Annotated in this window: 22 protein-coding genes; 14 read left to right on the plus strand and 8 right to left on the minus strand. The window is 68.4% G+C overall.

Features of this window, described 5'->3' with window-relative positions; translation table 11 throughout:
- Positions 1-47: 47 nt before the first annotated feature.
- The 6 genes from CH42_RS02120 to CH42_RS02145 are packed head-to-tail and all read left to right on the plus strand — an operon-like array spanning position 48 to position 6,876.
- On the plus strand, positions 48-983 hold the full coding sequence (locus tag CH42_RS02120; RefSeq protein WP_053351575.1) for a phosphate/phosphite/phosphonate ABC transporter substrate-binding protein: 936 nt from the start codon (positions 48-50) through the stop codon (positions 981-983).
- Between the two features lie 53 nt (positions 984-1,036).
- Positions 1,037-1,924: a phosphonate ABC transporter ATP-binding protein gene (phnC, locus tag CH42_RS02125; RefSeq protein WP_053351576.1), complete on the plus strand. Its 888-nt coding sequence runs from the start codon at positions 1,037-1,039 to the stop codon at positions 1,922-1,924.
- On the plus strand, positions 1,921-3,660 hold the full coding sequence (locus CH42_RS02130; protein WP_053351577.1) for a PhnE/PtxC family ABC transporter permease: 1,740 nt from the start codon (positions 1,921-1,923) through the stop codon (positions 3,658-3,660). Before phnC ends, CH42_RS02130 begins: the two co-directional genes overlap by 4 nt.
- Positions 3,657-4,865, plus strand: a complete 1,209-nt coding sequence (locus CH42_RS02135) for a TIGR03364 family FAD-dependent oxidoreductase (RefSeq protein WP_239683916.1) — start codon at positions 3,657-3,659, stop codon at positions 4,863-4,865. The genes CH42_RS02130 and CH42_RS02135 overlap by 4 nt, the downstream gene beginning before the upstream one ends.
- Positions 4,862-5,617 (plus strand): phosphonatase-like hydrolase, encoded by a 756-nt coding sequence (locus tag CH42_RS02140; RefSeq protein WP_075205205.1) that lies wholly within the window; start codon positions 4,862-4,864, stop codon positions 5,615-5,617. Before CH42_RS02135 ends, CH42_RS02140 begins: the two co-directional genes overlap by 4 nt.
- Positions 5,614-6,876: an alcohol dehydrogenase catalytic domain-containing protein gene (locus tag CH42_RS02145; protein WP_239683917.1), complete on the plus strand. Its 1,263-nt coding sequence runs from the start codon at positions 5,614-5,616 to the stop codon at positions 6,874-6,876. Before CH42_RS02140 ends, CH42_RS02145 begins: the two co-directional genes overlap by 4 nt.
- Positions 6,877-7,115: 239 nt before the next feature.
- On the opposite strand, the gene kduI is transcribed toward CH42_RS02145, so the two are convergent.
- The 6 genes from kduI to CH42_RS02175 form a co-directional block, all read right to left on the minus strand.
- A complete protein-coding gene (gene kduI, locus CH42_RS02150; protein ID WP_053351578.1) occupies positions 7,116-7,955 on the minus strand; it encodes a 5-dehydro-4-deoxy-D-glucuronate isomerase in 840 nt (279 codons plus the stop codon).
- 57 nt (positions 7,956-8,012) lie between these two features.
- A complete protein-coding gene (locus CH42_RS02155; protein ID WP_053351579.1) occupies positions 8,013-8,984 on the minus strand; it encodes a 2-hydroxyacid dehydrogenase in 972 nt (323 codons plus the stop codon).
- Positions 8,985-9,095: 111 nt separating this feature from the next.
- Positions 9,096-10,208: an extracellular solute-binding protein gene (locus tag CH42_RS02160; protein ID WP_053351580.1), complete on the minus strand. Its 1,113-nt coding sequence runs from the start codon at positions 10,206-10,208 to the stop codon at positions 9,096-9,098.
- 49 nt (positions 10,209-10,257) lie between these two features.
- Positions 10,258-11,370, minus strand: coding sequence for an ABC transporter ATP-binding protein (locus CH42_RS02165; protein WP_053351581.1), 1,113 nt, complete (start codon positions 11,368-11,370; stop codon positions 10,258-10,260).
- Positions 11,371-11,378: 8 nt separating this feature from the next.
- Positions 11,379-13,127: an ABC transporter permease subunit gene (locus CH42_RS02170; protein WP_053351582.1), complete on the minus strand. Its 1,749-nt coding sequence runs from the start codon at positions 13,125-13,127 to the stop codon at positions 11,379-11,381.
- A 26-nt stretch (positions 13,128-13,153) separates the two neighbouring features.
- Complete coding sequence (locus CH42_RS02175; RefSeq protein WP_053351583.1) at positions 13,154-13,519, minus strand: cupin domain-containing protein; 366 nt, start codon at positions 13,517-13,519, stop codon at positions 13,154-13,156.
- Positions 13,520-13,705: 186 nt separating this feature from the next.
- On the opposite strand from CH42_RS02175, the gene CH42_RS02180 reads away from it, so the two are divergent.
- The 6 genes from CH42_RS02180 to CH42_RS02205 all read left to right on the plus strand — a co-directional run bounded on the left by CH42_RS02180 (position 13,706) and on the right by CH42_RS02205 (position 19,317).
- Complete coding sequence (locus CH42_RS02180; RefSeq protein WP_053351584.1) at positions 13,706-14,518, plus strand: IclR family transcriptional regulator; 813 nt, start codon at positions 13,706-13,708, stop codon at positions 14,516-14,518.
- A 131-nt stretch (positions 14,519-14,649) separates the two neighbouring features.
- Positions 14,650-15,669, plus strand: coding sequence for a C-terminal binding protein (locus CH42_RS02185; protein ID WP_239683918.1), 1,020 nt, complete (start codon positions 14,650-14,652; stop codon positions 15,667-15,669).
- 1 nt (position 15,670) lies between these two features.
- Positions 15,671-16,426, plus strand: a complete 756-nt coding sequence (locus CH42_RS02190; RefSeq protein ID WP_156322441.1) for an SDR family oxidoreductase — start codon at positions 15,671-15,673, stop codon at positions 16,424-16,426.
- On the plus strand, positions 16,423-17,103 hold the full coding sequence (locus tag CH42_RS02195; RefSeq protein WP_156322442.1) for a bifunctional 4-hydroxy-2-oxoglutarate aldolase/2-dehydro-3-deoxy-phosphogluconate aldolase: 681 nt from the start codon (positions 16,423-16,425) through the stop codon (positions 17,101-17,103). Before CH42_RS02190 ends, CH42_RS02195 begins: the two co-directional genes overlap by 4 nt.
- Positions 17,100-18,071, plus strand: a complete 972-nt coding sequence (locus tag CH42_RS02200; protein ID WP_239683919.1) for a sugar kinase — start codon at positions 17,100-17,102, stop codon at positions 18,069-18,071. Before CH42_RS02195 ends, CH42_RS02200 begins: the two co-directional genes overlap by 4 nt.
- A gap of 274 nt (positions 18,072-18,345) precedes the next feature.
- On the plus strand, positions 18,346-19,317 hold the full coding sequence (locus CH42_RS02205) for a quinone oxidoreductase family protein (RefSeq protein ID WP_053351587.1): 972 nt from the start codon (positions 18,346-18,348) through the stop codon (positions 19,315-19,317).
- A 123-nt stretch (positions 19,318-19,440) separates the two neighbouring features.
- Here CH42_RS02205 and CH42_RS02210 read toward each other — a convergent pair whose 3' ends face one another.
- Both CH42_RS02210 and CH42_RS02215 read right to left on the minus strand, forming a co-directional pair.
- Positions 19,441-20,856: an aldehyde dehydrogenase family protein gene (locus tag CH42_RS02210; protein WP_053351588.1), complete on the minus strand. Its 1,416-nt coding sequence runs from the start codon at positions 20,854-20,856 to the stop codon at positions 19,441-19,443.
- Positions 20,853-21,890 carry a homoserine dehydrogenase gene (locus tag CH42_RS02215; protein WP_053351589.1) on the minus strand — a complete coding sequence of 346 codons (1,038 nt, stop codon included), beginning with the start codon at positions 21,888-21,890 and terminating at the stop codon, positions 20,853-20,855. Before CH42_RS02215 ends, CH42_RS02210 begins: the two co-directional genes overlap by 4 nt.
- Before the next feature lie 288 nt (positions 21,891-22,178).
- On the opposite strand from CH42_RS02215, the gene CH42_RS02220 reads away from it, so the two are divergent.
- Together CH42_RS02220 and CH42_RS02225 are read left to right on the plus strand one after the other, a co-directional pair.
- Positions 22,179-23,666 (plus strand): amino acid permease, encoded by a 1,488-nt coding sequence (locus CH42_RS02220; RefSeq protein WP_053351590.1) that lies wholly within the window; start codon positions 22,179-22,181, stop codon positions 23,664-23,666.
- Positions 23,663-24,805 carry an alanine racemase gene (locus tag CH42_RS02225; RefSeq protein WP_053351591.1) on the plus strand — a complete coding sequence of 381 codons (1,143 nt, stop codon included), beginning with the start codon at positions 23,663-23,665 and terminating at the stop codon, positions 24,803-24,805. Before CH42_RS02220 ends, CH42_RS02225 begins: the two co-directional genes overlap by 4 nt.
- The last annotated feature ends 1 nt before the right edge of the window (position 24,806 follow it).

A 24,806-nucleotide genomic window follows, 5' to 3' on the forward strand; every position in this document is an offset into this window, starting at 1 on the left:
GGTGCGAGGGTAGTCGCGGCTCGTTTCCACCCCTGTGAAAGGCAATCATGAAGCTTCGTGCCCTCAAGTCGACCGCTGCGCTCGCGGCCGTCGCATTCCTCGGCCTCGGCCTCGTCTCCTGCGCCAGCTCGGCAGATGCCGCCGGCAGCGACGACAGCAGCGCGAGCGCGGAGGGCACCTTCGCGGTCGACTCCGACACGCTCGTCTTCGGCGTCGTGCCCGACTCGGTCGACACCGAGACCAACTACCAGCCGCTCATGGACTACATCGCGCAAGAGACCGGCAAGACCGTCGAATACCACGAGTCGACCGACTACGCGGCGCTCATCGAGGGTGCGATCGCCGGCAAGATCGACGTTGCCTCGTTCTCGGGCTTCACCTACGTGACCGCGACCAACAACGGCGCGAAGCTCACCCCGATCTCGTCGATCGTCACCGAGGAGGGCCAGGAACCCGGCTACTACTCGCAGACCATCGTTCCCGCGGGCAGCGACATCACCTCGATCGACGGCTTCAAGGGCAAGAAGGTCTGCTTTGTCGACCCGTCGTCGACCTCGGGCTACCTCTTCCCGAGCTACAACCTGCTCAAGGCGGGCATCGACCCGAAGACCGACATCACCCCGGTCTTCGCGGGCAAGCACGACGTCAGCGTGCAGAAGGTCGGCGAGGGCGTCGAGTGCGAGGCAGGCTTCGCCGAAGACAGCGAGGTCGAGAAGTCGGACAAGGTGAAGGTCATCGGCGAGACGATGGTGCCGGGCGCCCCGATCGTCATGTCGAGCACCCTGCCTGCCGACCTGCAGACGCAGCTCACCGAGATCCTGGGCGAGGTCAGCATCGACCAGATCATCGAGTCGGGCATCACCAGCGCCAACAGCGACGCGTTCCGTGCGGCGTTCTTCTCGACCGAGCCGGTCGATGACGCCTACTACGACACGATCCGCGACATCTGCAAGGAGACCAACGCGGATCAGTGCCAGGCGTAATCGCGCCTGACCGCAGCGTCTGACCCCGTACCCGGATCCGAGAGGCCAGCAACATGACCGAGAACCCCACCGCACCCGTGCTCCGCTTGACCGGACTCACGAAGCGCTATGACGAGACCACCGCGCTCGATGCGGTCGACCTGCGGGTCGATCGCGGGGAGATCGTCGTGCTGCTCGGCCTCTCGGGGTCGGGGAAGTCGACGCTGCTGCGACACATCAACGGGCTCGAGACGCCCACCGCCGGCACCGTCGAGGTGCTCGGCGAGCCGGTGCCGCAGTTGCGCGGCCGCCGCCTGCGCGAGTTGCGCAGCCGGGTCGGCTTCATCTTCCAGCAGTTCGAGCTGGTCGGTTCGCTCACGGTGCTCGAAAACGTGCTGAGCGGCGCGCTCGGCACCTTGCGCGGCCCGCGCCTCGGGCTCTTCAGCTACCCGCGCGAGCTCAAGCACCGCGCCCTCGGCCACCTCGACCGCGTGGGCCTGCTCGACCGCGCGTACCAGCGGGCCGACACCCTGTCGGGCGGCCAGCAGCAGCGCGTGGCGATCGCCCGTGCGCTCATGCAGAACCCCGAGGTGCTGCTCGCCGACGAGCCGGTCGCCTCACTCGATCCCGAGTCGAGCGATCAGGTGATGGCGCTCATTCGCGAGATCGCCGCCGCCGACGGGCTCACCGTGGTGTGCAGCCTGCACCAGGTCGATCTCGCGATTTCGTGGGCGGATCGCATCGTCGGTCTGCGCCACGGCGCCCGAGTGCTCGATCTCCCCGCAGAGGGTCTGACCCGCGCCGAGGTCATGGAGATCTACGGCCGCGTGGCCACCTCCACCGCCGAGCTCGAGGCCGTCTCGCGCGAACTGCGCGAAGCGGGTGCGGAAGCCGCCGCAGACGTCGCGCGCGCCGCCGCGAAGCGCACCGAGTCCGCCGGCGAGCCGGAGCTCGTGCGATGACGCTCACGCTTTCGCCGAAGAGCGCCGACCTGCTGGGTCGGGCTGCTGAACGCAAGCGCGACCCGCAGCGCACGGCCGCGGGCATCGCTCTGGTGATCCTGCTCGTGCTCGCCATCTTCGCCCTGACGCGCGTCAACATCTCCATCCCGGGGATGCTCGAGAGCGCGTCGAACGCCGAGCGCTTCTTCGAGCGCGTCGGCTCTCTCAAGTTCCCGGAGCCGATGGAGCTGTTGCAGCTCACCGTGCTCACGGTCGGCCTCGTGCTCACCGGCACCGTGCTCGCCGCGGTGCTCTCGGTGCCGATCGCCTACCTGGCCGCCGAGAACACGACCCCCGGGCCCGGCTGGCGCGTGTTCGCGCGTTTCGTCGGCGTCTTCACCCGCGCGATGCCCGACGTGGTGCTCGCGATGGTGTTCGTGCTGCTGTTCTCGCTGGGCGCGCTGCCCGGCATCCTGGCGATCGGCATCCACTCGATCGGCATGATCTCGAAGATGTTCGCCGACGCGATCGAGCAGATCGACGAGGGCCCGCGCCGCGCCGTGCGCGCCGCCGGCGGGTCGAAGATGCAGGAGTTCACGGTTGGCATCCTGCCCCAGGTGATGCCTTCATGGGTGGCGACGGTGCTGCACCGCAACGACATCAACCTGCGCGGGTCGGTGGTGCTCGGCTACGTCGGCGTCGCGGGCCTCGGCCTGCAGATGTCGTACGCGTTCAAGTCGTTGAACTACGGCCTCGGTCTCGGCATCGCGCTCGTCATCTTCATCCTGTGCGTCGTCATGGAGATCATCTCGAGCGCGGTGCGCGTGAGCATGCTCGGCGAGCAGGCCGGTCGCGGTGTCTTCGTGAAGCTGCTGCGTCGTGCCGGTTCGGGGCCCGCGGGTGCAGGCGGTGCCGGATCGGGCCGCGCCCTCCGCATCTCGGCCCCGAGCCGCCGCTTCATCTCCGTCGACGCGGCGATGCGCCGCCCCTGGACAGGCACCCGCATCCGAAACACCGCCGCCGCGTGGATCGCGGTCGCGGTCGTCGTCGCCGGCGTGGTCGTCAGCAACATCAACTGGGGCGACTTCGTCACGTTCTGGGCCAAGGTGCCGCCGGTCGCGGCGTCGTTCTGGCCGCCGAACTTCGGCAACTACGGCTTCGCGACGATCTTCGGCGCCATGATCGAGACCGTCGAGATCGCGCTCGCCGCCACGCTGCTGACCTGCATCGCGTCGATCGTGATCGGCTCGCTCGCCGCTCGCAACGTCGCGCCGAATGCGGCGACGCGATCCGGATTCCGTTTTCTGCTCGTCGGCATCCGCGGCATCCCCGAGCTGATTCTCGCGATCGTGCTCATCGTCATCACCGGCCTCGGCGCGCAGGCGGGCACCATCGCCCTGGCGTTCGGCGGCATCGGGTTGCTCGGCAAGCTCATCGCCGACTCGCTCGAGGAGGTGCCGCGCGGGCCCGAGCGGGCGCTCATCGCGGGCGGTGCGACGCGCACGCAGATGTACTTCGGGGCGACCGTGCCGCAGGGTGCGCAGGCGCTGATCGGGCACACCTTCTACCTGCTCGACACGAACATTCGCGCCGCGACGCTGCTCGGCATCGTCGGTGGCGGCGGCGTCGGCTACTACCTGCTGAACGCGGGTCAGGGGTCGAACTACCAGCTCGTCGGATCGATCGTGCTCATGATTCTCGTGGTCGTGCTCGTCGTCGAGGGCCTCGCGATGTGGATGCGGAAGGCGCTGCGGTGAGTTCGGGTGCTCGTACCGGTGCCGGATCGGTGCCTCGCGGCGGCTTCGATGTCGCCGTGGTCGGTTCGGGCATCGTCGGGCTCGGCGCGGCCTATGCGGCCGTGCGCCGCGGCTTGAGCGTGGTCGTGATCGACCGCGGCGCACGCATCACCGGCGCAACGATTCGCAACTTCGGGCACCTCTGCATCGGGGCGCAGACGGGGGAGGCGCGCGGGTACGCCGACGCGGCGCGCGAGCTCTGGCTGCGACTGTCGCGCGATGCCGGTTTCTGGCTGCGCGAATCGGGCACGCTCATTGCGGCCCGGCACGCCGACGAGCTCGCGCTCATCGAAGCTGCGGCCGGTGCCGGCGGAGGGATCCGGCTGCTCGACGCCGCCGAGATCGCCGCGGCCGCACCCATCGCTCCCGGCGTTGCCGTGGGCGGCGGTGTCATCGAGACCGACCTGCAGACGAACCCGCGCATCGCGGCCGACCGCATCGCTGCGCACCTCGCGGGTCTCGGCGTCGAATTTCGCATGCGCACCGCGGTGACCGCGGTCGCGACCGGCCGTGTCGAGACCACCCGCGGCACGATCTCGGCGGGCACCGTGATCATCGCCGTCGGCCACGACATCGACCAGTTGCTGCTCGAACTCGCCGAATCGGCCGAGGTCGAGCGGTGCGCACTCGACATGATGCGGGTGCAGGCCGAGCTCGCCCGGCCGCTCGACGCCCCGTTGCTCACAGGCTGGTCGCTCGTGCGATACGGGCGGTTCGCGGGGCTCGGCGCCGCGGCGCCCGTGCGCGAGCGTCTGCACCGCGAACGACCCGACCTCGCCGCCATTGACCTGAACCAGATGTACACGCAGTTGCCCGACGGCAGTCTGTTGCTCGGCGACACGCACGTGCGCGACACGGTGGCGTCGCCGTTCCAATCGGAAGATGCGCAGCAGGCGATCCTCGACGAGGCCCAGTCGCTGTTCGGCGTGCCGGCTCCCCGCGTCATCGAACGCTGGCAGGGCGTCTACGCGAGCGCCCCGAACGACTTCTTGCGCCGCGAGGTCGAGCCCGGGGTGCACGTCATCGCCGTCACCACCGGCATCGGCATGACCTGCGGCCTCGGGTTCGCCGAGCACGCGGTCGCCGCCGCGACCGACCAGCCCTTTCCCGCGCTCGACTCCCCGGATACCGGCGCCTTCACCCCCGTAGAACAGGAACACTCATGACTGCACTCGACACCCCCGGCGTACCCACTGACGCGAGCGCCGGCCTCGTCGTCGCTCCGATCGAACTCGTCGTGCTCGATATGGCAGGCACGACGGTGCGCGATGACGGCGTCGTCGAACGCGCCTTCACCCGTGCGAACGAGCGCACCGGCGTCGCCTCGCGCATGCCGTGGGAGGAAGCGCTCGACTACGTGCGGCGCACCATGGGCCAGTCGAAGATCGACGTCTTCACGCACCTCGCCGGCGGTGACGCCGAGCTCGCCGCCGAAGCGAACGCCGCCTTCGAAGCGGCCTACGGCGAACTCGTCGAGGCGGAGGGCGTCGAAGAGATTCCGGGCGCCACCGACACGATCGCCGCCCTGCGCGACGCCGGGCTCAAAGTGGCGCTCACCACCGGGTTCGCCCCGGCGACCCGCGATGCGATTCTCGACGGGCTCGGATGGGACTACCTGGTCGACGTCGCCCTCTCACCGATCGACGCCGGCCGCGGCCGCCCCGCCCCCGACCTCGTGCTCGCAGCCCTCATGCGCACCGACACCCACTCGGTCGACCGGGTCGCCGTGATCGGTGACACCGCGAGCGACATCGCCTCGGGCCGTCGGGCGGGTGCCGGGTTCGTCGCCGGCGTACTCAGCGGAGCCCACGACCGCGCGACACTCGAAGCCGCCGGCCCCGACGCCGTGCTCGCCGACCTCACCGGACTGCGCGAGACCCGCGTATTCGGTCACGCTGCGGCGGCCCTGGCACGATGACCAGCATCGCGGCCGCGCGATCCGGCACCGGGAAGGCGCGCTCGGCAGGGCGTGCCGCCCGCATCGCCGGGTCTGCGGCTGCGACATCGGCTGGTGCTGCTGGGGCTGCTGCCGCTGGGGGCGGCGCTGCTGCTGAGGCGTCCGCGGATCCCGAGATTCCCGGTACTCCTGCCGCCTCGGCCATGCTCTTCCACGCTCCGGGTCGCGCGCACGAGCGCCGCGACGTCACGCGGGTCTCGCTTGGCGCCGGCGACGTGCTCGTGCGCGTGGAGCTCGCCACGGTCTGCGGATCAGACGTGCACACCACCCACGGGCACCGCCAAGAACCCGTGCCCCTCGTGCTCGGCCACGAAGCCGTCGGCCGCGTGGAGCGCATCGGCGGAACCGCGCAGTACCTCGACGGCTCAGAGGTGTCGGTCGGCGACCGCATCGTCTGGGAGATCGCGGTGCACTGCGGCGAGTGCGACCGCTGCCTACGCGGGCTCACGCAGAAGTGCCGCACGCTGCGCAAGTACGGGCACGCGCGCTTCGGTGCGGCCGGGGCGCTCGGCACGCGGTGGGAACTGAGCGGCGGGTTCGCGACCCACGTGCACGTGCTCTCGGGCACCGGGCTGGTGCGGGTCGCCGACGACGTGCCGGCCGAGGTGCTCGCCCCGGTGAGTTGCGGGATCGCCACCGCGTGGGCGGCACTCGCCGCTGCGGCGCGCACCGTGCCGATCGCCGGCGACATCGGCGTGCCGCCGGCGTCGGTGCTCGTGACGGGCGGCGGGTTGATCGGGCTCGCACTCGCGGCGATGGCGACCGAGCGCGGCGCCTCGGTGACCGTCTCAGACCCCGACCCCGGCCGACGCGCCTGGGCGCGACGCTTCGGAGCGGCCGAAGTCTGCGCGCCCGCGCGCGATGCGCTCGAACCCGGATCGTTCGATGTCGTCATCGACGCGTCTGGAGCTCCGGCCGCAGTTGCCGCAGGGCTCGACGCGGTCGCCGTCGGAGGCGCAGCGGTGTGGGTGGGCAGCGTGTTTCCGACCGACCCCGTGCCGGTCGTGCCCGAGCGCGTCGTGCGCGGGCTCGTCACGATCTCGGGCGTGCACAACTACGCGCCCGCCGACCTCGTCGGGGCGGTCGCGTTCGTGACCGAGCACTGGCGCGACTACCCGTTCGCCGAGTTGGTCGGCGCCGAGTTCGCGCTGACCGACCTCGACGCCGCGGTCGCCCGTGCGGCGGAGCAGCGCGAGGTGCGCGTGGCGGTGCGCCCGTAGGCTGCCGCGCTGCGCCGCTGCGCCGCTGCGCCGCTCTGCCTTGCCGCTGCGCCGCTGCCGCTACCTCTGCCGCCCCTGTCGTTGCTGCGCTCAGCACCCTATGCGATTGGGGTAACTTCGGACCAGTATTGCGGCTCAAAACCGAGCTCACACTGGTCCGAAGTTACCCCGATCGCAATGACGACGGCGCCAACCGCGACGGCAGCGGCCGATCGCTTCGGCCGCTGCCGAAGCCGACGTCAGGCCGCGGCGCCCGCCAACTGCGGCACCGAGATCTGATCCATATCGGCGAAGGCCTGGTTCTCGCCCGCCATCACCCACAGGAACGAGTAGTTCGTCGTGCCCGCGCCGAAGTGCATCGACCAAGCCGGCGAGATGACGGCGTCGCCGTTGCGCAGCACGACGTGACGCGTCTGCCCGGGCACGCCCATGAAGTGGAACAGGCGCTCGCCCTCATCGAGATCGAAGTAGACGTAAACCTCGGTGCGGCGGTCGTGCGTGTGCGGCGGCATGCTGTTCCAGACGTTGCCGGGTTCGGGCGCGGTGATGCCGAGCACGAGCTGGCTGCTGCGCACCCCGTCTTCGTGAATGTGCTTACGCACGATGCGCCGGTTGGCGTGCTCCTGCTCGCCGGTCTCCGTGGTGAGGGCTTCGGCCGCGGGAATCAGTGTCGTCGGGTAGTCGCTGTGCGATACCGCTGACGAGAGGAAGAAGCGGGTGTCGACGACGTCGGCTTCGAACGAGATGTCGCGGGCGCCGCGACCCACGTACAGCACATCCATGCGCGCCAGCGGGTAGCGGGTGCCGTCGACGACGGCGTGCCCCGATCCGCTCAGTGCCGTGATGGCGAGTTCGCGTCGCTGGCAGAAGTACTCCGCGCGCAGATCGGCGAAGTTCTCGAGGGCGACAGCGGTGCCCGGGATCGGGCTGACCCCGCCGAGCACCATGCGATCCTCATGACTGTAGACGGCCTTGAGTCGGCCGGGGACGAAGAGGTCGCTGATCACGAAGCGGGCGCGGATCTGCTCGTCGGTCATGCCGCTGAGCTCGTCGGGATGGGTGGCGTGACGGATTTCCATGGGGTGAACTTTCTCGTAGCGCTGGTGCGCGGTCTGGGGAGGCGGAAGCGAGGCGGGTCAGACGTGTGCGCTGCGCACGACGTTGCGCGGAGCGCCGTCGGCGAACGCGACGATGTTGCGACCGGCGATGGCGAAAACGTCATCGGCCTCGTCGGTGTGGAAGCCGATGTGGGGGGTGAGCACGAGATTCGGCAGGTCGAGGGGCAGCGAATCGAGCTGCGGCGGCTCGGATTCGAAGACGTCGAGCCCGGCGCCGAAGAGCCGCCCCTCGCGGAGCAGTGCGAAGAGCGCATCGCGATCCAGCACCTCATCGCGTGCGGTGTTGATGACGATCGCGCGCTCGGGGAGCAGCGCGAGCAGCTCGGCCGAGACGATGCCCTCGGTCTCGGGGGTGTGCGTCAGGTGCAGCGACACGGCGTCGCTGCTGCGGAAGAGCTCGTCGAGTGAGACGCGGCGGCCGGGCAGTTCGGCCTCGACATCTGGTCGCTCCGTGCGATTCCAGAACACGACGTCCATGCCGAGCGCCGCCCCGATGCGAATGACCTCGCGGCCGATCGCCCCGGTGCCGACGACTCCGAGCGTGCGGCCGGCGAGCTTCAGCCCCTGGTGCTTCGCCCACTCGCCGGCGCGCACGATGCGGTCGCCCTCAGGCACGCGCCTGGCGACAGCGAAGAGCAGCGCGATCGCGTGCTCGGCGACGCTGCGGCTGGCGAAGTCGGGCACGTTGGTGACCGTGATGCCGAGGCGCTCGGCCTCGGCCACATCGACGAAGCGGTGCGCACCGGTGCCGACGAAGCTCACCAGCTGCAGCCCGGGCACCCCGGCGAGGAAGCCGGCGGGCAGGGGGCCCTGATCGCCGATGATGTAGACGGCGTCGTAGCCCTGCGCGCGGGCGATGGTCGCCTCGGCGTCGGCGAAATGCTCCTCGAACCAGTCGAGCTGGTGGCCGGCTTCGGCGAGCGGAGCGATGACATCGCGGCGCACGATGTCGGCGTATTGCGATTCTCCGTCGATGCAGACGATTCTCACGGGGTTCCCTTTCGTTCGGGGTGGGGGTGGTGCGGGGTTCCGGGCCGCTGGGCGGGTCGGCCCGGAACCCCGCGGCTCATTACTGCGTGACTGAGGTGCCGTGCACCAGGGTCACTGCGCGACCCAGCGGTTGAACTGGTCGGTCAACGCCGCGTTGTTCTCCTTGTAGTAGTCGGCGTCGAGCGTGATCGCCGTCTTCGTGTTGTCGCCGACCGGCAGGAACGGCTGGATGTCTTCGGGGAAGTCGCTCACGGCGACCCCGGTGCTCGATGCGGGGATCGGCGTGGGCACCTTCGACGCGAAGGCGATCTGGCCTTCGGTGTTCTCGATGACACTCTTCAGCAGGTGCTGCGCCGCCTCGGGGTTCGGGGCATCCGCGGGAATCGCCCACACGCTGTTCGCGTAGCCGGCCTGATCCCAGCTGACCGAGATCGGGAAGCCGTTCTGGCTCGCGGTGAACGCGCGGTTCGCCCACACGATGCCGAGATCGCACGAGCCGTTCTCGAAGCTCTCGATCGACTGCGCGCCGCTCGACCACCACGTGACGCTGTCTTTGATCGTGCCCAGCTTGTCGAGCGCGCGATCGGTGTCGAGCGGGTACAGGTCTTCGGGTGCGACGCCATCGGCGAGCAGCGCCGACTCGAGGGTCCACCCGTACTGCGGGTTGTTGAAGAGGCAGCGCTGGCCGGGGAACTTCGCCGTGTCGTAGAGATCTTCCCAATTTTCGGGGTGATCGCCGTCGAGCGGCCACGTATCGGTGTTCCAGGCGAGCACCATGCCGAACGTGCCGACCTCGATGCCCGTCTTCGAGTAGGTGCCCTCGACCAGCTGATCGACGGGCACGATGCTCGTATCGATGTCGGCGAGGTAGCCCTCGTCGGCGGCCTGCTGCGCGTCGCTCAGCGAGGGGAGGAAGACGAGGCTCCAGTCGACGGCGCCGTTCTGCGCACCGGCGAAGAACTTGGTCGAGGCCTCGTTGTAGTCGTCGACGACGGTGACACCGGTCTGCTCGGTGAAGTCGGCGAAGAGTGTGTCGTTGAGGCCCTCCCAGACGTCGCCGCCGCTGGTGTCGTAGAAGAGGATCTCGCCCGAGAGTTCTGCGCCGTCAGCGGAGCCCGAGCCCGAATCGGAGCCGGAATCGGCGCCGGCGCAGCTCGTCAGCGCGAGCGCGCCGGCGAGGGTCAGTGCACCGAGCGAGGCGGTGCGGGTGAGTGTGGAACGCATATGCAGGTCCTTCCTTGGATGCATGTGTGGTGCGGGGTGGGGGATGGAGTTAGGCGGCCGGCAGGAGTACGGCGCCACCGGCGCGCACACTCATGACGGTGGGGGTGCCGACCTCGGGGATCGCCTCGGCACTGTCGAGGTCCACGAGGTAGGTGCCGTGGTCGTCAGCCAGACGCACACGGATGGTCTGCCCGAAGAAGCGGGCATCGGTCACGGTGACGCGGGCCACGGCTTCGTAGCCGACGGGCACGTCGGTCTCGGCGCTCAGACGAATCTGTTCGGGTCGGGCGCTCAGCGTGCAGGCGGTGCCCACGGCGAGCTCGGGGCTCGCTGACGCGGTCAGTACGAAGTCGCCGCTGCGCACGATCGTGCCCCGTGAGCTCTGCTCGAGCACCTCGGCACGGAACGTGTTGGTCTCGCCGAGGAAGTTCGCGACGAAGTCGCTGTTGGGGGCGCTGTAGACCTCGCGCGGAGCGCCGACCTGCCGAATATGGCCGGCCTCCATGACGCCCATGCGATCCGACAGGATGTACGCCTCCTCCTGGTCGTGCGTGACGTAGATCGCCGTGGTCTCCGACTCCTGCTGAATGCGGCGGATCTCCGAACCGAGATCTTGCCGCAGCCGTCGATCGAGCGCGCCGAGCGGCTCGTCGAGCAGCAGCACGCGCGGACGCTGCGCCAGCGCGCGGCCCAGAGCGACGCGCTGCTGCTGGCCGCCGGAGAGCTGTGCAGGATGGCGATCCCGCAACGCCCCCAGCTCGGTGAGCTCGAGCATCTCGTCGACGCGCTTCGCGAGCGCAGCGCCCCGGATCTTGCGAATCTTGAGGCCGAACGCGATGTTCTGCGCGACCGTGAGGTGCGGGAAGAGCGCGTAGTTCTGGAAGACGAATCCGAGGTCGCGCTGCTGCGTCGGCAACTGCGTCACGTCGCTGCCATCGATCGCGATGCGTCCCGACGTGAAATCGATGAGGCCCGCGATGATGCGCAGCAGTGTGGTCTTGCCCGACCCCGAGGGCCCGAGCAGCGTGAAGAACTCACCGGCCTCGACCGTCAGATCGGTGGCGTGGAGCACGCGAGTACCGCTGAAATCGCAGGTGATCTGGTCGACGATGACCTCGCCGCGCTTGCCGCCGGGCTGCGCGGGTGCGTGGGTGGCAGACATGCCGGTCCTCATTTCTGGTCGGCCGCGACGGCGGCGCGTGCGGCCCGTCGTGACTGGATGATGCGCTGGGAGACGATGATGGCGACGACGAGCAGCGTCAGCAGTGCCGCGATCGCCGGGACAGTCGGCACGATGCCGCTCTCCAGGTACTGGTAGATGGTGACGGGCAGCGTCTTCACCGGACCGGTCTGCAGGAAGAGCGCCAGCACGACCTCATCCCATGAGGTGACGAAGGCGAGCCCGAACGCAGAGAGCAGTACCGGGATCATGCCGCGCACCGTCACCGTCCAGAACGCCGAGATGCGCGACGCCCCCATCGTCCACGCCGCGGTCTCGAGGTCGAGGCCGCGCGACGCGAGCGAGGTGTTCAGGATCGCGAAGGCGAGCGGGAACGAGACGAGCGTGTGCGCGAGCACGAGACCGGGAATGGTGCCGGCGAGGTCGAGCCGCAGCTCGACGGCGTAGATGCCGATCGCGAGCAGGATCGCCGGGGTGATGATCGGCGCGAACGCAAGACCCGAGACGAGCAGCTTCGTGCGCTCGGACTTCGCGGTCTGCACGACGCGCGCCAGATAGAGCGCCAGCGCCGTCGACGCGAGGCCGGTGAGCGTCGCGACGAGCAGGCTGCGCACGATCGGGTTGATCCAGGTGCGCGTGGTGACCGCTTCGCCGTACCACTCCAGCGTGAAGCCGCGCGGCGGGAACACCACCGTCTGCGTCTCGCCCACCGAGAGCGGGAAGACGATGAGCACGGGCACCAGCAGCACCAGCAGCGAGACCAGGGTGAGTGCGCCGGTGACGATCGTGCCGCCCGACCACCGGAACCGCTGCTCCTGGCTCACGCCCTTCGCCTGGCCCCCGAGACCCGGAGCTGTGAAGCCTCCGCCGATCCGGATCACCGCGACGTACAAGATGAGTGTCGCCGCGAGCAGCACGACGCCGAGCGCCGAGGCCACACCCCACTGGAAGAGGTCGATCTGCTGCTGAATGTAGACGGCGACGGTCTGCTCCTGCGGCCCACCGAGAATCGCGGGCACGATGAAGAAGCTGAGCGCGAGGATGAAGCAGAGCAGTGCACCGCTCAAGATCGACGTGCGCACGAGCGGCAGGAAGACCTTCACGAAGATCTGGAAGCCCGAAGCCCCCATCGTCTTCGCCGCGAGAATCACGTTGTGGTCGATGCCCGTCATGCCCGAGTAGAGAATCAAGATCATGTAGGGGAGCAGATACATCACGGTGCCGACGAGCGTGCCGCCCTGCGTGTACAGCAGTGAGAAGCGCTCGCCGCCGAGAGCTTGGCTCGCTTGGCTGAGGAGACCGTTCGGGCTCAGGATCGAGGTCACCGCGAACAGGCGCACGACGATCGAGACCTGGAACGGGATGAGGATCAGAAGCAGCACCACGCCTGCCGAGCGCACGGGGAGTCGCGAAATAAAGTACGCGGTGGGGAAGCCGAGCAGCAGCGCCAGCACGGTGGAGTTGACGGCCAGCTTGATCGTGCGCCACTCGACGAGGTGCAGGTAGTCGTCTTGCAAGATCGTCAGGTAGTGCGCGAACGTGAAGTCGGGAGAGCTCCAGCTCATGACCCCGTCGACGCTGATGCTGCGCAGCACCACGTCGAGCAGGGGCCAGAAGAAGAAGATCACGAAGAAGCCCGTCGCCGCGAGGGCGAGGGCGATCTTCGGGAGGCGGGCGGGATCGAAGAGCGAACGCCGCGGTGGGCGAACGGTCGGTATCCCGGTCGTGCTCAGGGTCATCGGTGATCCTCGGGGTGCGGGCCTGGCTACGCCGGCGTCTGCGTGATGATGTAGATCTTGCGCGCGGTCTCGTGCACGTCCCAGATGACGTGCGAGCCGTCGGGCAGTGCGACGTAGGTGTCGGGGCCGAAGGCGATGACCTCGCCCGACTCGCGAGTGATCGTGCCGGCGCCCGAGAGGAAGTACATGACCTCGGAGACCCCGACCTTGCTCGAGTGGAAGCTGCCGGGCGTGATCTCCCAGACGCCGATCTCGATCGCTGCGTCTTCGTGCAGGATCTGCTCGGAGGCGTGCGGTTCGCCGCTGATGACGCGGCTCGGATCGGCGCTCTCGCCGAGCACGGCCGTGGAGAGGCCCTGGTGGGTGACCGGATCGAAGAGGAAAGCGGTCATGAGGTATCAGCCCTTTCGCCGCCGACGCTGCGATGCGCCGACTGATGCTTTAAATTTGAAACACTGTCTCATAAGTGGTGAAATGATGTCAAGGCGGAATGTGTCGATTGATGCAGGTTCGTAAGATAAGCACCGCGGGTGCAGCGCGAAGACGCGCCGATCCCGACGAACGAGGATGGAGATCTAATGACTGAACGCGTGATTTCAACGGGCGGACTCACCTCCTCCGAGCGCGTGACCGGCACCCAGAGTCTCGAGAAGGCCGTCGACATCCTCGAATACATCGCGTCGGCGCCGCGGCCCGGCGTGACCCTTGCCGAGTGCACGGGCATTCTCGGGTACAGCAAGGCGACGACCCAGCGCATGCTGCTCACGCTCACCCGCCGCAACCTGCTGCACTTCGACGCGGAGCTCGGGGTGTACTCGCTCGGCATGCTCACCGCGAAGCTCGGGTCCGAGTACCTGAGCCGGCTCGATACCCGAAAGGCCGCGCTTCCCGTGCTGCGCGACATCGTGACCGAGACGGGCGAGACCGCCCACCTGGGGGTGCTCTCGGGCAAGGATGTCGTCTATATCGAGCTGGTCGACAGCCCGCAGCCGATTCGCATCTTTAGTAAGGTGGGCGACTCGGTGCCCGCATACGCCACCGCCATCGGCAAGTCGATCCTCGCGCAGCTGCCCGGTGACGTTCGGCAGCTCCATCTGCCCGACACGCTCGTGGGTCGCACGCCGAACACTCTCACGACGTTCGAGGCCCTCTACCGCGATCTCGCGCACACCCGTGAGCGCGGATACGCCATCGACAACGGCGAGAACCGCGATGGGATTCGCGGGTTCGCCGCGCCCATCTTCGACTTCTCCGGCAATGTCTGCGCGGGCCTCAGCCTCGCGGGCCCGACGGCACGGGTCGTCGCGGAGGAGGATGAGCAGCGCTTCGGCGAGCTGGTGACCCGCGCGGCGCGGCGCGTCTCGCAAGTGCTCGGCGCCCCGGAGGCCTGAGGGCTGACGATTCGACACCCGACCAGCGTGGTCGAGGTGGGTTTCGCGACCGTTTCTGCGGAATGACGGCTTGGCGAAGCTCGCGGTTTATGAAATGATGTTTCAAATTTCATTCACCGATGGAGGCTTCAGTGCAGCAGCAGAGTCGTCGCGTAGTGATCACCGACTGTGATCACGGCAGTGTCGAAATCGAGCGGGAGGTGGCGCAGCGGTACGGGTATGAACTCGTGCTCGCCGCGTGCACCACGAGCGCCGATGTGATCGCGGCGTCGGCGGGAGCCGACGCGATCCTGACCCAGTACGCTCCGGTCACCGACGAGGTGCTGACCGCGCTTCCCGACCTCGCGGCTGTCGGGCGCTACGGCGTGGGCGTCGACACCGTCGATGTCGATGCGGCCACTCGTCGCGGTGTCGCCGTGTGCAACGTGCCCGACTACGGCACCGAAGACGTGAGCGACCACGCGATCGCGCACGCCCTCGCCGTGCTGCGCGGACTCCCCGCGCTCCACGCCGGGCTCGCGCGCGGCGAGGCCGATCTTGGCCCGGTGCGGCCGCTCCACCGATTCTCAGCGACCACCTTCGGTGTCTACGGCCTCGGGCTCATCGGTGAGGCCACCGCGCGGAAGGCGCGCGCGCTCGGCTTTCGCGTCATCGGCACCGACCCGCGTTTCGCACCCGGCACCGTGAGCCCGTCGGGTACCGACGTGGTATCGCCCGCCGAGCTGCTCGCGCAGGCCGAGCTGCTGTCACTGCACCTGCCGCTGATCGCGCAGACCCAGCACCTCATCAATGACGATGCCTTCGCGCAGATGCGCGACGGCGTGAAACTCGTCAACACGTGCCGCGGCGGCGTGATGGACACCGCGGCGCTCGTGCGCGCGCTCGAATCCGGGCGGGTCGCCGCAGCCGGTCTCGACGTGTTCGAGGAGGAGCCGCTGCCCGTCGAGCACCCGCTGCACCGCTTCGAACAGGTGCTGCTCACCCCGCACGCCGCCTGGTACAGCGAAGAATCGTTCGTTGAACTCAAGCGGCGAGCGATGGAGAACATTCTCGACGTCTGCACCGCGGGCACCAGCGCGAACACGGTGAACGCGGCCGGGCTCGCAGCGCGCTCCGGGGCGGTCGCTGGTGCCGCCGGTCAGGGGGCCTGAGGTGTTCGATCAGATTCTGACCGGCCGCACGGCCGTCGTCACCGGGGCGTCGCGCGGCATCGGGGAAGCCGTCGCCGCCGGCCTGCTGCGCAGCGGCGCCGACGTGATCACGCTGCAGCGCAGCGCGCACTCCGATCGGCTCAGCGCGATCGCCGTCGAGACGGGGCGCACGCTGTCGCATCGCACGGTCGATTTCGGAGACGCCGACTCGATCGCGGCGGCCATCGAGTCCGTCACCGCCGAGGTCGACGCCGTCGACATACTCGTGAACAACGCGGGCACGCAGATTCGCCACGACTCTGTCGACTTTCCGCTGGCCGACTTCGAGCGAGTACTCGCCGTGAACCTCAACTCCGTCTTCCAGCTGAGCCAGGGGTTCGGAGCCCGCATGGTGCAGCGCGGCAGCGGGTCGATCGTGACTCTGGCATCGCTGCTCTCGTTTCAGGGCGGGCTTCGGGTGCCGGCCTATGCCGCGTCGAAAGGTGCTGTGGCGCAGCTCGTGAAAGCGCTCAGCAACGAATGGGCGGCGCACGGCGTCAACGTCAACGCCGTTGCTCCCGGGTACGTGCAGACCGACATGAACGAGGCGCTCCTCGCCGACCCCGAGCGCTTTCGGCAGCTCAGTGAGCGCATCCCCGCGGGGCGCTGGGCCGAGCCCGACGACATCGCCAACGCGGTCGTCTACCTGTGCACGCCCTACGCCGCGTACATCCACGGCACCGTGCTGCCGGTCGACGGCGGATGGCTCGCGCGATGAGCGGGGGGAGTGGGGCGAGCGGGGTGAATTCTGCGCGACTGCTCGTGCCCGCGGAGTTGCGGGCGTCACCCGTCATCGCGGTGCTGCGCGCGCCGACCCCGGCCGACTATGCGCCGGTCATCGACGCGCTGCTGCGGGGCGGCGTCACGCATATCGAGATCACGCTGAGCACTCCCGGCACCCTCGCCGAGCTCCCAGCGCTGCGCGAGCGCTTCGGCGACGACGCGCAGATCGGCGTCGGCACGGTCACCCGGGTCGACGAGGCGCTCGAGGCCATGGGGGCGGGTGCCCGCTATCTCGTCACCCCGACTACGGTGCCCGAGGTGATCGACGCCGCCGTCAGCGCGGGGCTCCCCGTGTTTCCCGGCGGCTGCACCCCGACCGAGCTCCACGCCGGATGGTCGCGCGGTGCCACGGCGGTCAAGGTCTTTCCCGCATCGCACTGGGGACCGGGGTACCTCGGCGACCTCCGCGGGCCGTTCCCCGAGATCGAGGCGATTCCTTCGGGCGGCGTCGATGCCGAGAGCGCTCTGGCGTGGCTCGCGGCCGGAGCCTGCGCGGTGAGTGTGGGCGGTCCGCTGCTGCAAGATGCCTTCAGGGGTGGCGATCCTGCCTTACTGACCCGGCGTGCGCAGGAGCTCGTCACTCGCGCCCGCGACGTGCGGAGCGGATCGTGACCGCCGCAGTGGCCGAGCAACCGTACGTGCTCACACTCGGCGAATCGATGGGACTGGTGCGGCAGGCCGGAGTCGGGCGACTCGCCACCCAGCGAGCGGTCGAGCTCGGGTTCGGCGGCGCGGAATCGAACGTGGCGATCGGAGTGCGACGTCTCGGCATCGATGCCGTCTGGTGCGGGCGCCTCGGAGCCGACAGCCTCGGCGATCTGATCGAGCGGGAGCTGCGCGCGGAAGGCGTGCGTGCCGACGTGATTCGCGATCCCGAATCACCCACCGGCCTCATGCTGAAGGAGCACCCGGCCGCGGGAAGCACGCGCGTCGTCTACTACCGGCGAGCGAGCGCGGGATCACGACTCGCCCCAGACGACCTCCCCGACGGGCTCGTCGAGGGCGCCGCACTGCTGCACGTCACCGGCATCACGCCGGCGCTCTCGCCGTCCGCCGACGCCGCGGTCGAGGCGGCGATGCGGCGCGCGCGAGCCGCAGGAGTGCCGGTGTCGATCGACCTCAACTATCGTTCGGCCCTGTGGTCGCCGGAGCAGTCGGGTGCTCGGCTGCGCGAACTTGTCGCGCTCGCCGACATCGTGTTCGCGGGCGACGACGAAGCTGAGCTGGTGGTGGGCGTTGGCGCTGCGGCTGAGCTCGCTGCGCGGTTGGGTGCGCTCGGGCCGACCGAGGCCGTGATCAAACTGGGCGCCGACGGGTGCGTGGCGCTCGTGGACGGTGCGCGGTTCGAGGTCGCCGCCGTGCCGGTCGAGGTCGTCGACACCGTCGGTGCTGGCGACGCGTTCGTTGCGGGGTACCTCGCCGAGCGGGTGCGTGGCCTCTCGCCCGAAGCACGTCTGCGCACCGCAGTCGCCGCCGGAGCCTCAGCGTGCCTCGCGCCCGGCGACTGGGAGGGCCTGCCGACGCGCGACGACCTGCGGCGACTCGGCGGCGCCGGCGGAGGTGATCCGGTGCAGCGGTAGCGCGGCTGCTGCGCCGTCGCGACTGCCGCTGCCGCTTCGCCGCGCTCAGCGCCCTTTGCGATTGGGGCAACTTCGGACCAGTGCGGCGACCCAAAACAGCCCTCACACTGGCTCAAAGTTGCCCCGATCGCAGAGACATCAGCGGCGGCAGATTCGACGGCTGTGCGGCACAGCGGCGGGGATCAGCCGCGGCATTTCGCGCGGAGCGAATTCGCCGCTGACTTTCATTGCAATCGCATGCAGCGCATGGGCTTCGGCGCGTAGGCTCGGCCGCATGACCACGATTCGCGCTATCACCGTTCCCCACGCCGGCGGCTCCGAGCTGCTCGAGTTCACCGAGGTCGAGAGCCCGGTCGCCGGGCCCGGCGAACTGCTGGTGCAGACGCGCGCCGTGGGCGTGAACTTCATCGAGACGTATCAGCGGTCGGGGCTCTACACGGTCGAGTATCCCTTCACGCCGGGTGGCGAGGGCGCGGGCGTCGTGCTCGAGATCGGCGAGGGCGTTGAGGGCTACGCGGTCGGAGACCTGGTCACCACAGCGGAGGGGTCGCGCACGTATGCGGAGCGGTTCGTCGTCTCCGCTGAAAAGGCGGTGCACGTGCCCGAGGGGATCGCAGCCGATGTGGCCGCGGCGATCCCGCTCCAGGGGCTCACCGCGCACTATCTCGCGACGTCGGCCGCTCAGCCGCAGGCCGGTGACACGGTGATCGTGCACGCCGGTGCGGGTGGCGTCGGGTTGCTGCTCACGCAGTTGCTTGTCGCGCGTGGCGTGCGCGTGTTCACCACCGTTTCGACGCCCGAGAAGCGCGAGCTCAGCTTGGCCGCGGGCGCGAGCGAGGTGTTCGACTACGACGATTTCGCAGCGCGGGCGCGCGAGCTCACCGGCGGCGAGGGCGTCGCCGTGGTCTACGACGGGGTCGGCGCGCGCACGTTCGACGACTCGCTGACAGCGCTGCGTGTGCGCGGCACGCTCGTGCTCTTCGGCGGTGCCAGCGGCCCAGTGCCTCCGTTCGACCTGCAGCGACTGAACGCTGGGGGATCCCTCACCGTGACGCGCCCGTCAATGGGGCACTTCTTGCTCACTCCCGAGGAGCGCGCGTGGCGCTACCGCGAGCTCTTCGATGCGATTGCCGCGGGCACGCTCGACTTCCGTATCGGCGCGCGCTTTCCGCTGTCGGAGGCCGGGTACGCGCACGCCCAGCTCGAGTCGCGTGCGACGACCGGCAAGGTGATTCTCGAGCCGTAGGGCTGGGCGGAGGCGCCCGGAGAGTCGGAAAGCGTTGCGCGGAGGCGGGCGAGACCTTCGAATCGAGTCTCACCCGCCGCCGAGCCGGAGTCGCCGTCCCCGAGTCGTGCAGTGGCCCCAGTTTCAGCTGATGCAGACCACCTTGGGCTGCGTCATCTCCTCGTAGGCGAATCGCACGCCCTCTCGGCCCATGCTGCCGTACTTCGCGCCGCCGAACGGCATGGCGTCGATGCGGTAATCGGACGAGTCGTTGATCATGACTCCCCCGGCCTCGATGTCGGCTGCCGCGCGCAGCGCCATCGACAGGTCGCGAGTGAATACGCCCGCGTGCAGCGCGTACTCGACGTCATTCGCCCGAGCAATTGCTTCCGAGTAGTTGCTGAAGCGCTCGAGGATCGCAACGGGGGCGAAGACCTCTTCACGGCACAGTTGGTGGTCGGAGGGAACGCGCTCGACCACGGTCGGGGGGAGGAACGGGCCGTCGGGCACACCTCCGCACAGCACCCGCGCGCCGGCGGCGACGGCAGAGAGCACGGTATCTGCGGCGGCGCGTGCGGCATCCTCCGAGATCATCGGCCCGACATCGCTGCGCTCGTCACGAGGGTCGCCGGTACGCAATTCACGCGAACGGGAGACGAAGGCTTCGCGAAACTCCGAATAGATGTCATCGTGTACGAGGATCCGCTGCGCGCCGACGCAGTTCTGCCCTGCCGCCCAGAACGCGCCCGAGACGATGGCGTCCACGGCCACCGGCAGATCGGCGTCGGCGAACACGATCACGGGTGCATTGCCCCCGAGTTCCATGGCCAGGCGTTTGATGCCTGCGGTGCGCGTGATCGCCTCACCGGTGCGGAAGCCTCCGGTGAACGACACCATGCGTACGTCACGCGCGGCGATCAGGGCCCCAGTGAGGTGACGATCGCCGTGCACGACGGTGACGACCTCTTCGGGAAGTCCGTGCTCGCGCAGCAGATCGACGAGCAAACGCGCGGAGTACGGTGTCTGCTGCGCCGGCTTCAGAATCACCGCGTTGCCACCCGCGATCGCGGGGCCGAGCTTGTGCGCAACCAGGTTCAGCGCATCGTTGTATGGAGTGATGGCGAGCACGATGCCGAGCGGCTCGCGCGTGAACCAGCCCTGACGGTCTTCTCCGCCTGCATACGCGTCGAAAGGAATGACCTCGCCGCCGCCGCGGCGTGCTTCCGCGGCTGAAAGGGATAGCGTCGTGACGGCTCGGCCGACCTCCTTACGTGCCTGGCGAATGGTCTTTCCGGCCTCAGCGACGATCTGGTCGGCGAACTGCTCCGCGCGGGCTTCGAGCGCGCGAGATGCGCGATCGAGAACCTCGGCGCGCGCGTAACGAGACAATCCAGCGGCGACCGGCACCGCGGATCGCGCACGATTCAAGACCGCATCGGCGTCGACCGCCGGGGTGAGCGGGAGGCGTCCGATTTCCTCTCCGGTTGCCGGGTTGCGCACGATGAATTCACCGGCGGTCGTTTTTGCAGCCGTCGCTTGGGCCGTGAGGGTGGTGGTCATCGTGTCACCGCCGTGTGGATCGCGACGATATCGGAGAGCAGCGCGAACGCCGTCTCGATGCGACCGGCTCCCGGGCCAGAGATGGTGACTGGCCCGAGCAGTTCGGTATCGAACGACACCGCGTTCGTGGCTCCGGAGATCGCTGCCAGCGGGTGCGATGCGTCGAGCGCTACGGGTGCAACGCTCGCCGTGATGCTGCCGTCGTCGGATCGAGCAACGGATCCGATGAGCTTCCAGGTCTTTCCGGTGCGCTCGGCATCTGCAATGTCCGTTTCGCTCAGGCCAGTGATACCGGTGGTCGGAATATCGGCGGCATCGATGGTGGCGCCAAGCACACGCTGCGCGAGGATGGCGACCTTGAGGCGCACATCCGAACCCCCGATGTCAGCGGTGGGATCGGCCTCCGCGTAGCCCAGACTCTGTGCCTCGGCGACGGCGGCGTCGAGCGTCAGTCCAGCCGCCAGGCGACCGAGCACGTAGTTGCTCGTGCCGTTCAGGATGCCCTGGACGCCTCGGATGCGTGAGCCGGCGAGCGGCCCGTTGGCGAGTCGCAGCACCGGGGTTCCGCTCATCACTGCGCCTTCGTACTCGAACCGCAGGCCGACCCGTTCCGCGAGGGCCGTCAGCTCCGCGCCGCCGATTGCGACCGGTCCCTTGTTCGTGGTGGTGACGTGGCGCCCGTGCTCGAGCGCCCACCGCACATGCGAGACCGCGGGTTCTCCAGTGGTGGGGTTCGTGAACGTTGCTTCGACGACGATATCCGCGTTGGTCTCAGCGATCACGCGTTCGTTGTTCGCCTCCGCTGAACCGCCCGGCATGGCAGCGAAGCTCGCGTCTCGCGGCAGTTGCAGCACAGCGTCGAGGTCGATGCCTTCCGATTGCATCAGCGATCCGAAATTCAGGTCGGTGATCGCGACCACGCTGAGATCGAAACCCAGTTCGTCGCGCAGGCGCGGTGATGAGTCGCGGATGAGTTCGGCGAGTGCGCGGGCGACGCCGCCGAATCCGATGAGCGCGAGACGGTAGTGGTGCATGGGGACTCCTTCGATGAGTGCGCCGCGGGATCGACCCGAGCGCCAGTGATTCCAGCTTCGAGCGCGGAGGTGTCAGCCCTCGCTCCCGGAACGCTCGGGAGTACGAGCGAAACGGAGATTGCGCGTGCATTGTGCTCGTGCCGGCGTCAGCGCTCGCGCGTCGCGTCATCGCGAGGTAGCGTTACCGCGTCGCAAATGCGTGCTACATGTGCAATCATTCATGTAAATAACGCACGTGAGCGATGATCATCATTCGTCTCGAAGGAGAGCCACATGTCGAAACCAGGGATGGACGTCCCCAATTCGCTCCCGCACACGACCGTGACCCAAGTTCCGCTGCGAAAGATGCAGCGGTCCATGGGCGCGCGCCACCTCGTTATGATCGCGCTCGGCGGCGTGATTGGATCGGGGCTCTTCCTGAGCTCCGGGTATACGATCTCGCAGGCCGGGCCGCTCGGTGCCGTGATCGCCTACGGCATCGGCGCCGTGGTGGTCTGGCTCGTGATGGCCTGTCTCGGGGAGCTCGCCGTCGCGTACCCCGTGTCGGGAGCGTTCCATATCTATGCGGCTCGTTCGATCAACCCAGCTACAGGGTTCACGACGGCTTGGTTGTACTGGTTGTGCTGGGTCGTTGCACTCGGTTCGGAGTTCACCGCCGCCGGCATCCTGATGCAACGCTGGTTCCCTGGGGTCGACGTCTGGATCTGGTGTGTGGTCTTCGCTGCAGTGCTGTTCGGCATCAATGCTTTCTCGGCTCGGGTGTTCGGAGAGACCGAATTCTGGTTCTCCATGATTAAAGTCGCAGCGATCGTCGTGCTCATCGTGCTGGGTGGTGCCGCGATCTTCGGCTTCTCCCCGCTGGCCAGCGATCCACAGCCCCCGGTGTTCTTCTCGAACTTCGTGACGGAAGGTGGTCTCTTCCCGGCCGGTATCAGCGGTGTCGTCGTGACCTCGCTCGCAGTGTTCTACGCGTTCAGCGGTTCCGAACTCATTGGCGTCGCCGCCGGTGAGACCGAGAACCCTGCCCGCAACATTCCCCGTGCACTCCGTTCGACCGTGCTGCGCCTGGTGCTCTTCTTCATCGGATCGATCGCCGTCATCGCCGCCATCGTGCCGTACGAGCAGACCGGCGTCACCGATTCGCCGTTCGTGACCGTCTTCGAGTACATCGGTATTCCGTTTGCCGCCGACCTGATGAACTTTGTCGTCATCACCGCACTGCTGTCGGCGGGCAATTCCGGTCTCTTCTCGTGTGCGCGGATGCTCTTCTCTCTGGCAGAGGAGGGGCACGCACCGCGGGTGTTCACCCGCCTGACGCGACGGGGCATCCCGCTCATCGCACTGAGCGTCAGCATGATCGGTGGTCTCGCCTCACTGATTTCGAGCGTAGTCGCGCCCGAGTCCGTCTACCTGGTGCTCGTTTCGATCGCGGGCTTCGCCGTGGTCGCCGTGTGGATGTCCATCGTCGCGTCACAATTCATGCACCGTCGCGCGTTTGTGAAAGCGGGGGGTGACGTCTCCACGCTCGCCTATCGCACACCGTGGTACCCGGTGGTGCCGATCCTTGCGTTCGTTTTGCTCGCAATTTCACTCGTCGCCGTCGCCTTCGATCCGAATCAGGTTGCGGCCCTGTACTTCGGGGTGCCGTTCGTCGGCGTCTGCTATCTCTACTTCTGGTGGCGTCATGGTCGCGGCCGAGGTCGTGCCCCGCAGTCGGGGGCCGCGACCTCAGCGGTCACGGACTCGGACTCAGGCAGCATCGAGGCCCGGCGATGACTACGGGGGAGGCGCGTGTCGAGATCGATCCGGCGGCGATTCGACACAACCTCGGGTGCCTCGTCGATGCGCTTTCAGGTGATTCATCACCGGAGATCTGCGCGGTCGTCAAAGCCGATGCCTACGGGCACGGAATCGAGCACGTGCTTCCCCTCATCGTCGACGCCGGCATACGCAGTGTCGGCATTGCCAGCAACGCGGAGGCCCGACGCGTGCGCGAGCTCGGATTCTCAGGTCGTATCATCCGTGTGCGCGCCGCGGCCCCCGCTGAAGTCGCCGGTGCGCTCGGGGAGCGCGTCGAGGAGTGGGTGGGTGGCTTCGCGCACGCTCAGGTGATCGCAGAGATCGCGCTGCAGCACGGCGTTGAGATCCCGGTGCATCTTGCGATCAATGCCCTGGGGTTCTCGGTCTCCTGCGTCGACCTGAGCTTGAGCGCGGGCCGAAAGGAACTCGCGGCGATGGTTGCGCTGCGCGGTCTCGACGTGCGTGGCGTGTGCGCGCACTTTCCGTCGGAGGCGGTAGCCGATGCCCAGCGCGGCGCCGCCCGGTTCGCCGATGAAGCGGAAGAGGTGCTCGGTGTTCTCGGGCAGGAGCGGGCAGCTGACGTGCAGCGTCACTGCGCGACGTCGTTCGCGGCGCTCACGGTTGCGGAGTCGCGTTTCGATCTCGTGCGCATCGGCGCCGCACTGTACGGTGACTCATCGGCGCCGGCTGTGTGGCAGCGGTCGGCGTTGCGTCTCGTCGCTCCGATCACCTCGGTCAACCTGGTGCCGGCCGGGCGACGTATTGGATATGTCGGGGGGTCGGTGCTCGACGGCGACGCGATCATCGCCGCGGTCCCGGTGGGCTACGGTGATGGACTGCCGCGTGCGCTGGGCAACGGACGAGGATCGGTGCTGGTGCGAGGACATCGGGCACCCATCGTTGATCGGCTGTCGATGAACGCCCTGGCCGTGGATGTCACGGCCATCCCAGGGGTGCGGCCTGGTGATGATGCGGTCGTCTTCGGCAGGCAGGGGGCTGGCGAGATTTCCGGTGTTGAGTTTGAGCGAAATTCCGGTGAGATCGCGGCGGCGAGTTATTCCCAGTGGGGGCGTGGGATCGCGAGAACGGTTCGATCGGGAGCGGTCGGAGGCTAGT

Origin of the sequence: Leucobacter musarum subsp. musarum (assembly GCF_001273845.1) — a bacterium.
GTDB lineage: Bacteria > Actinomycetota > Actinomycetes > Actinomycetales > Microbacteriaceae > Leucobacter > Leucobacter musarum.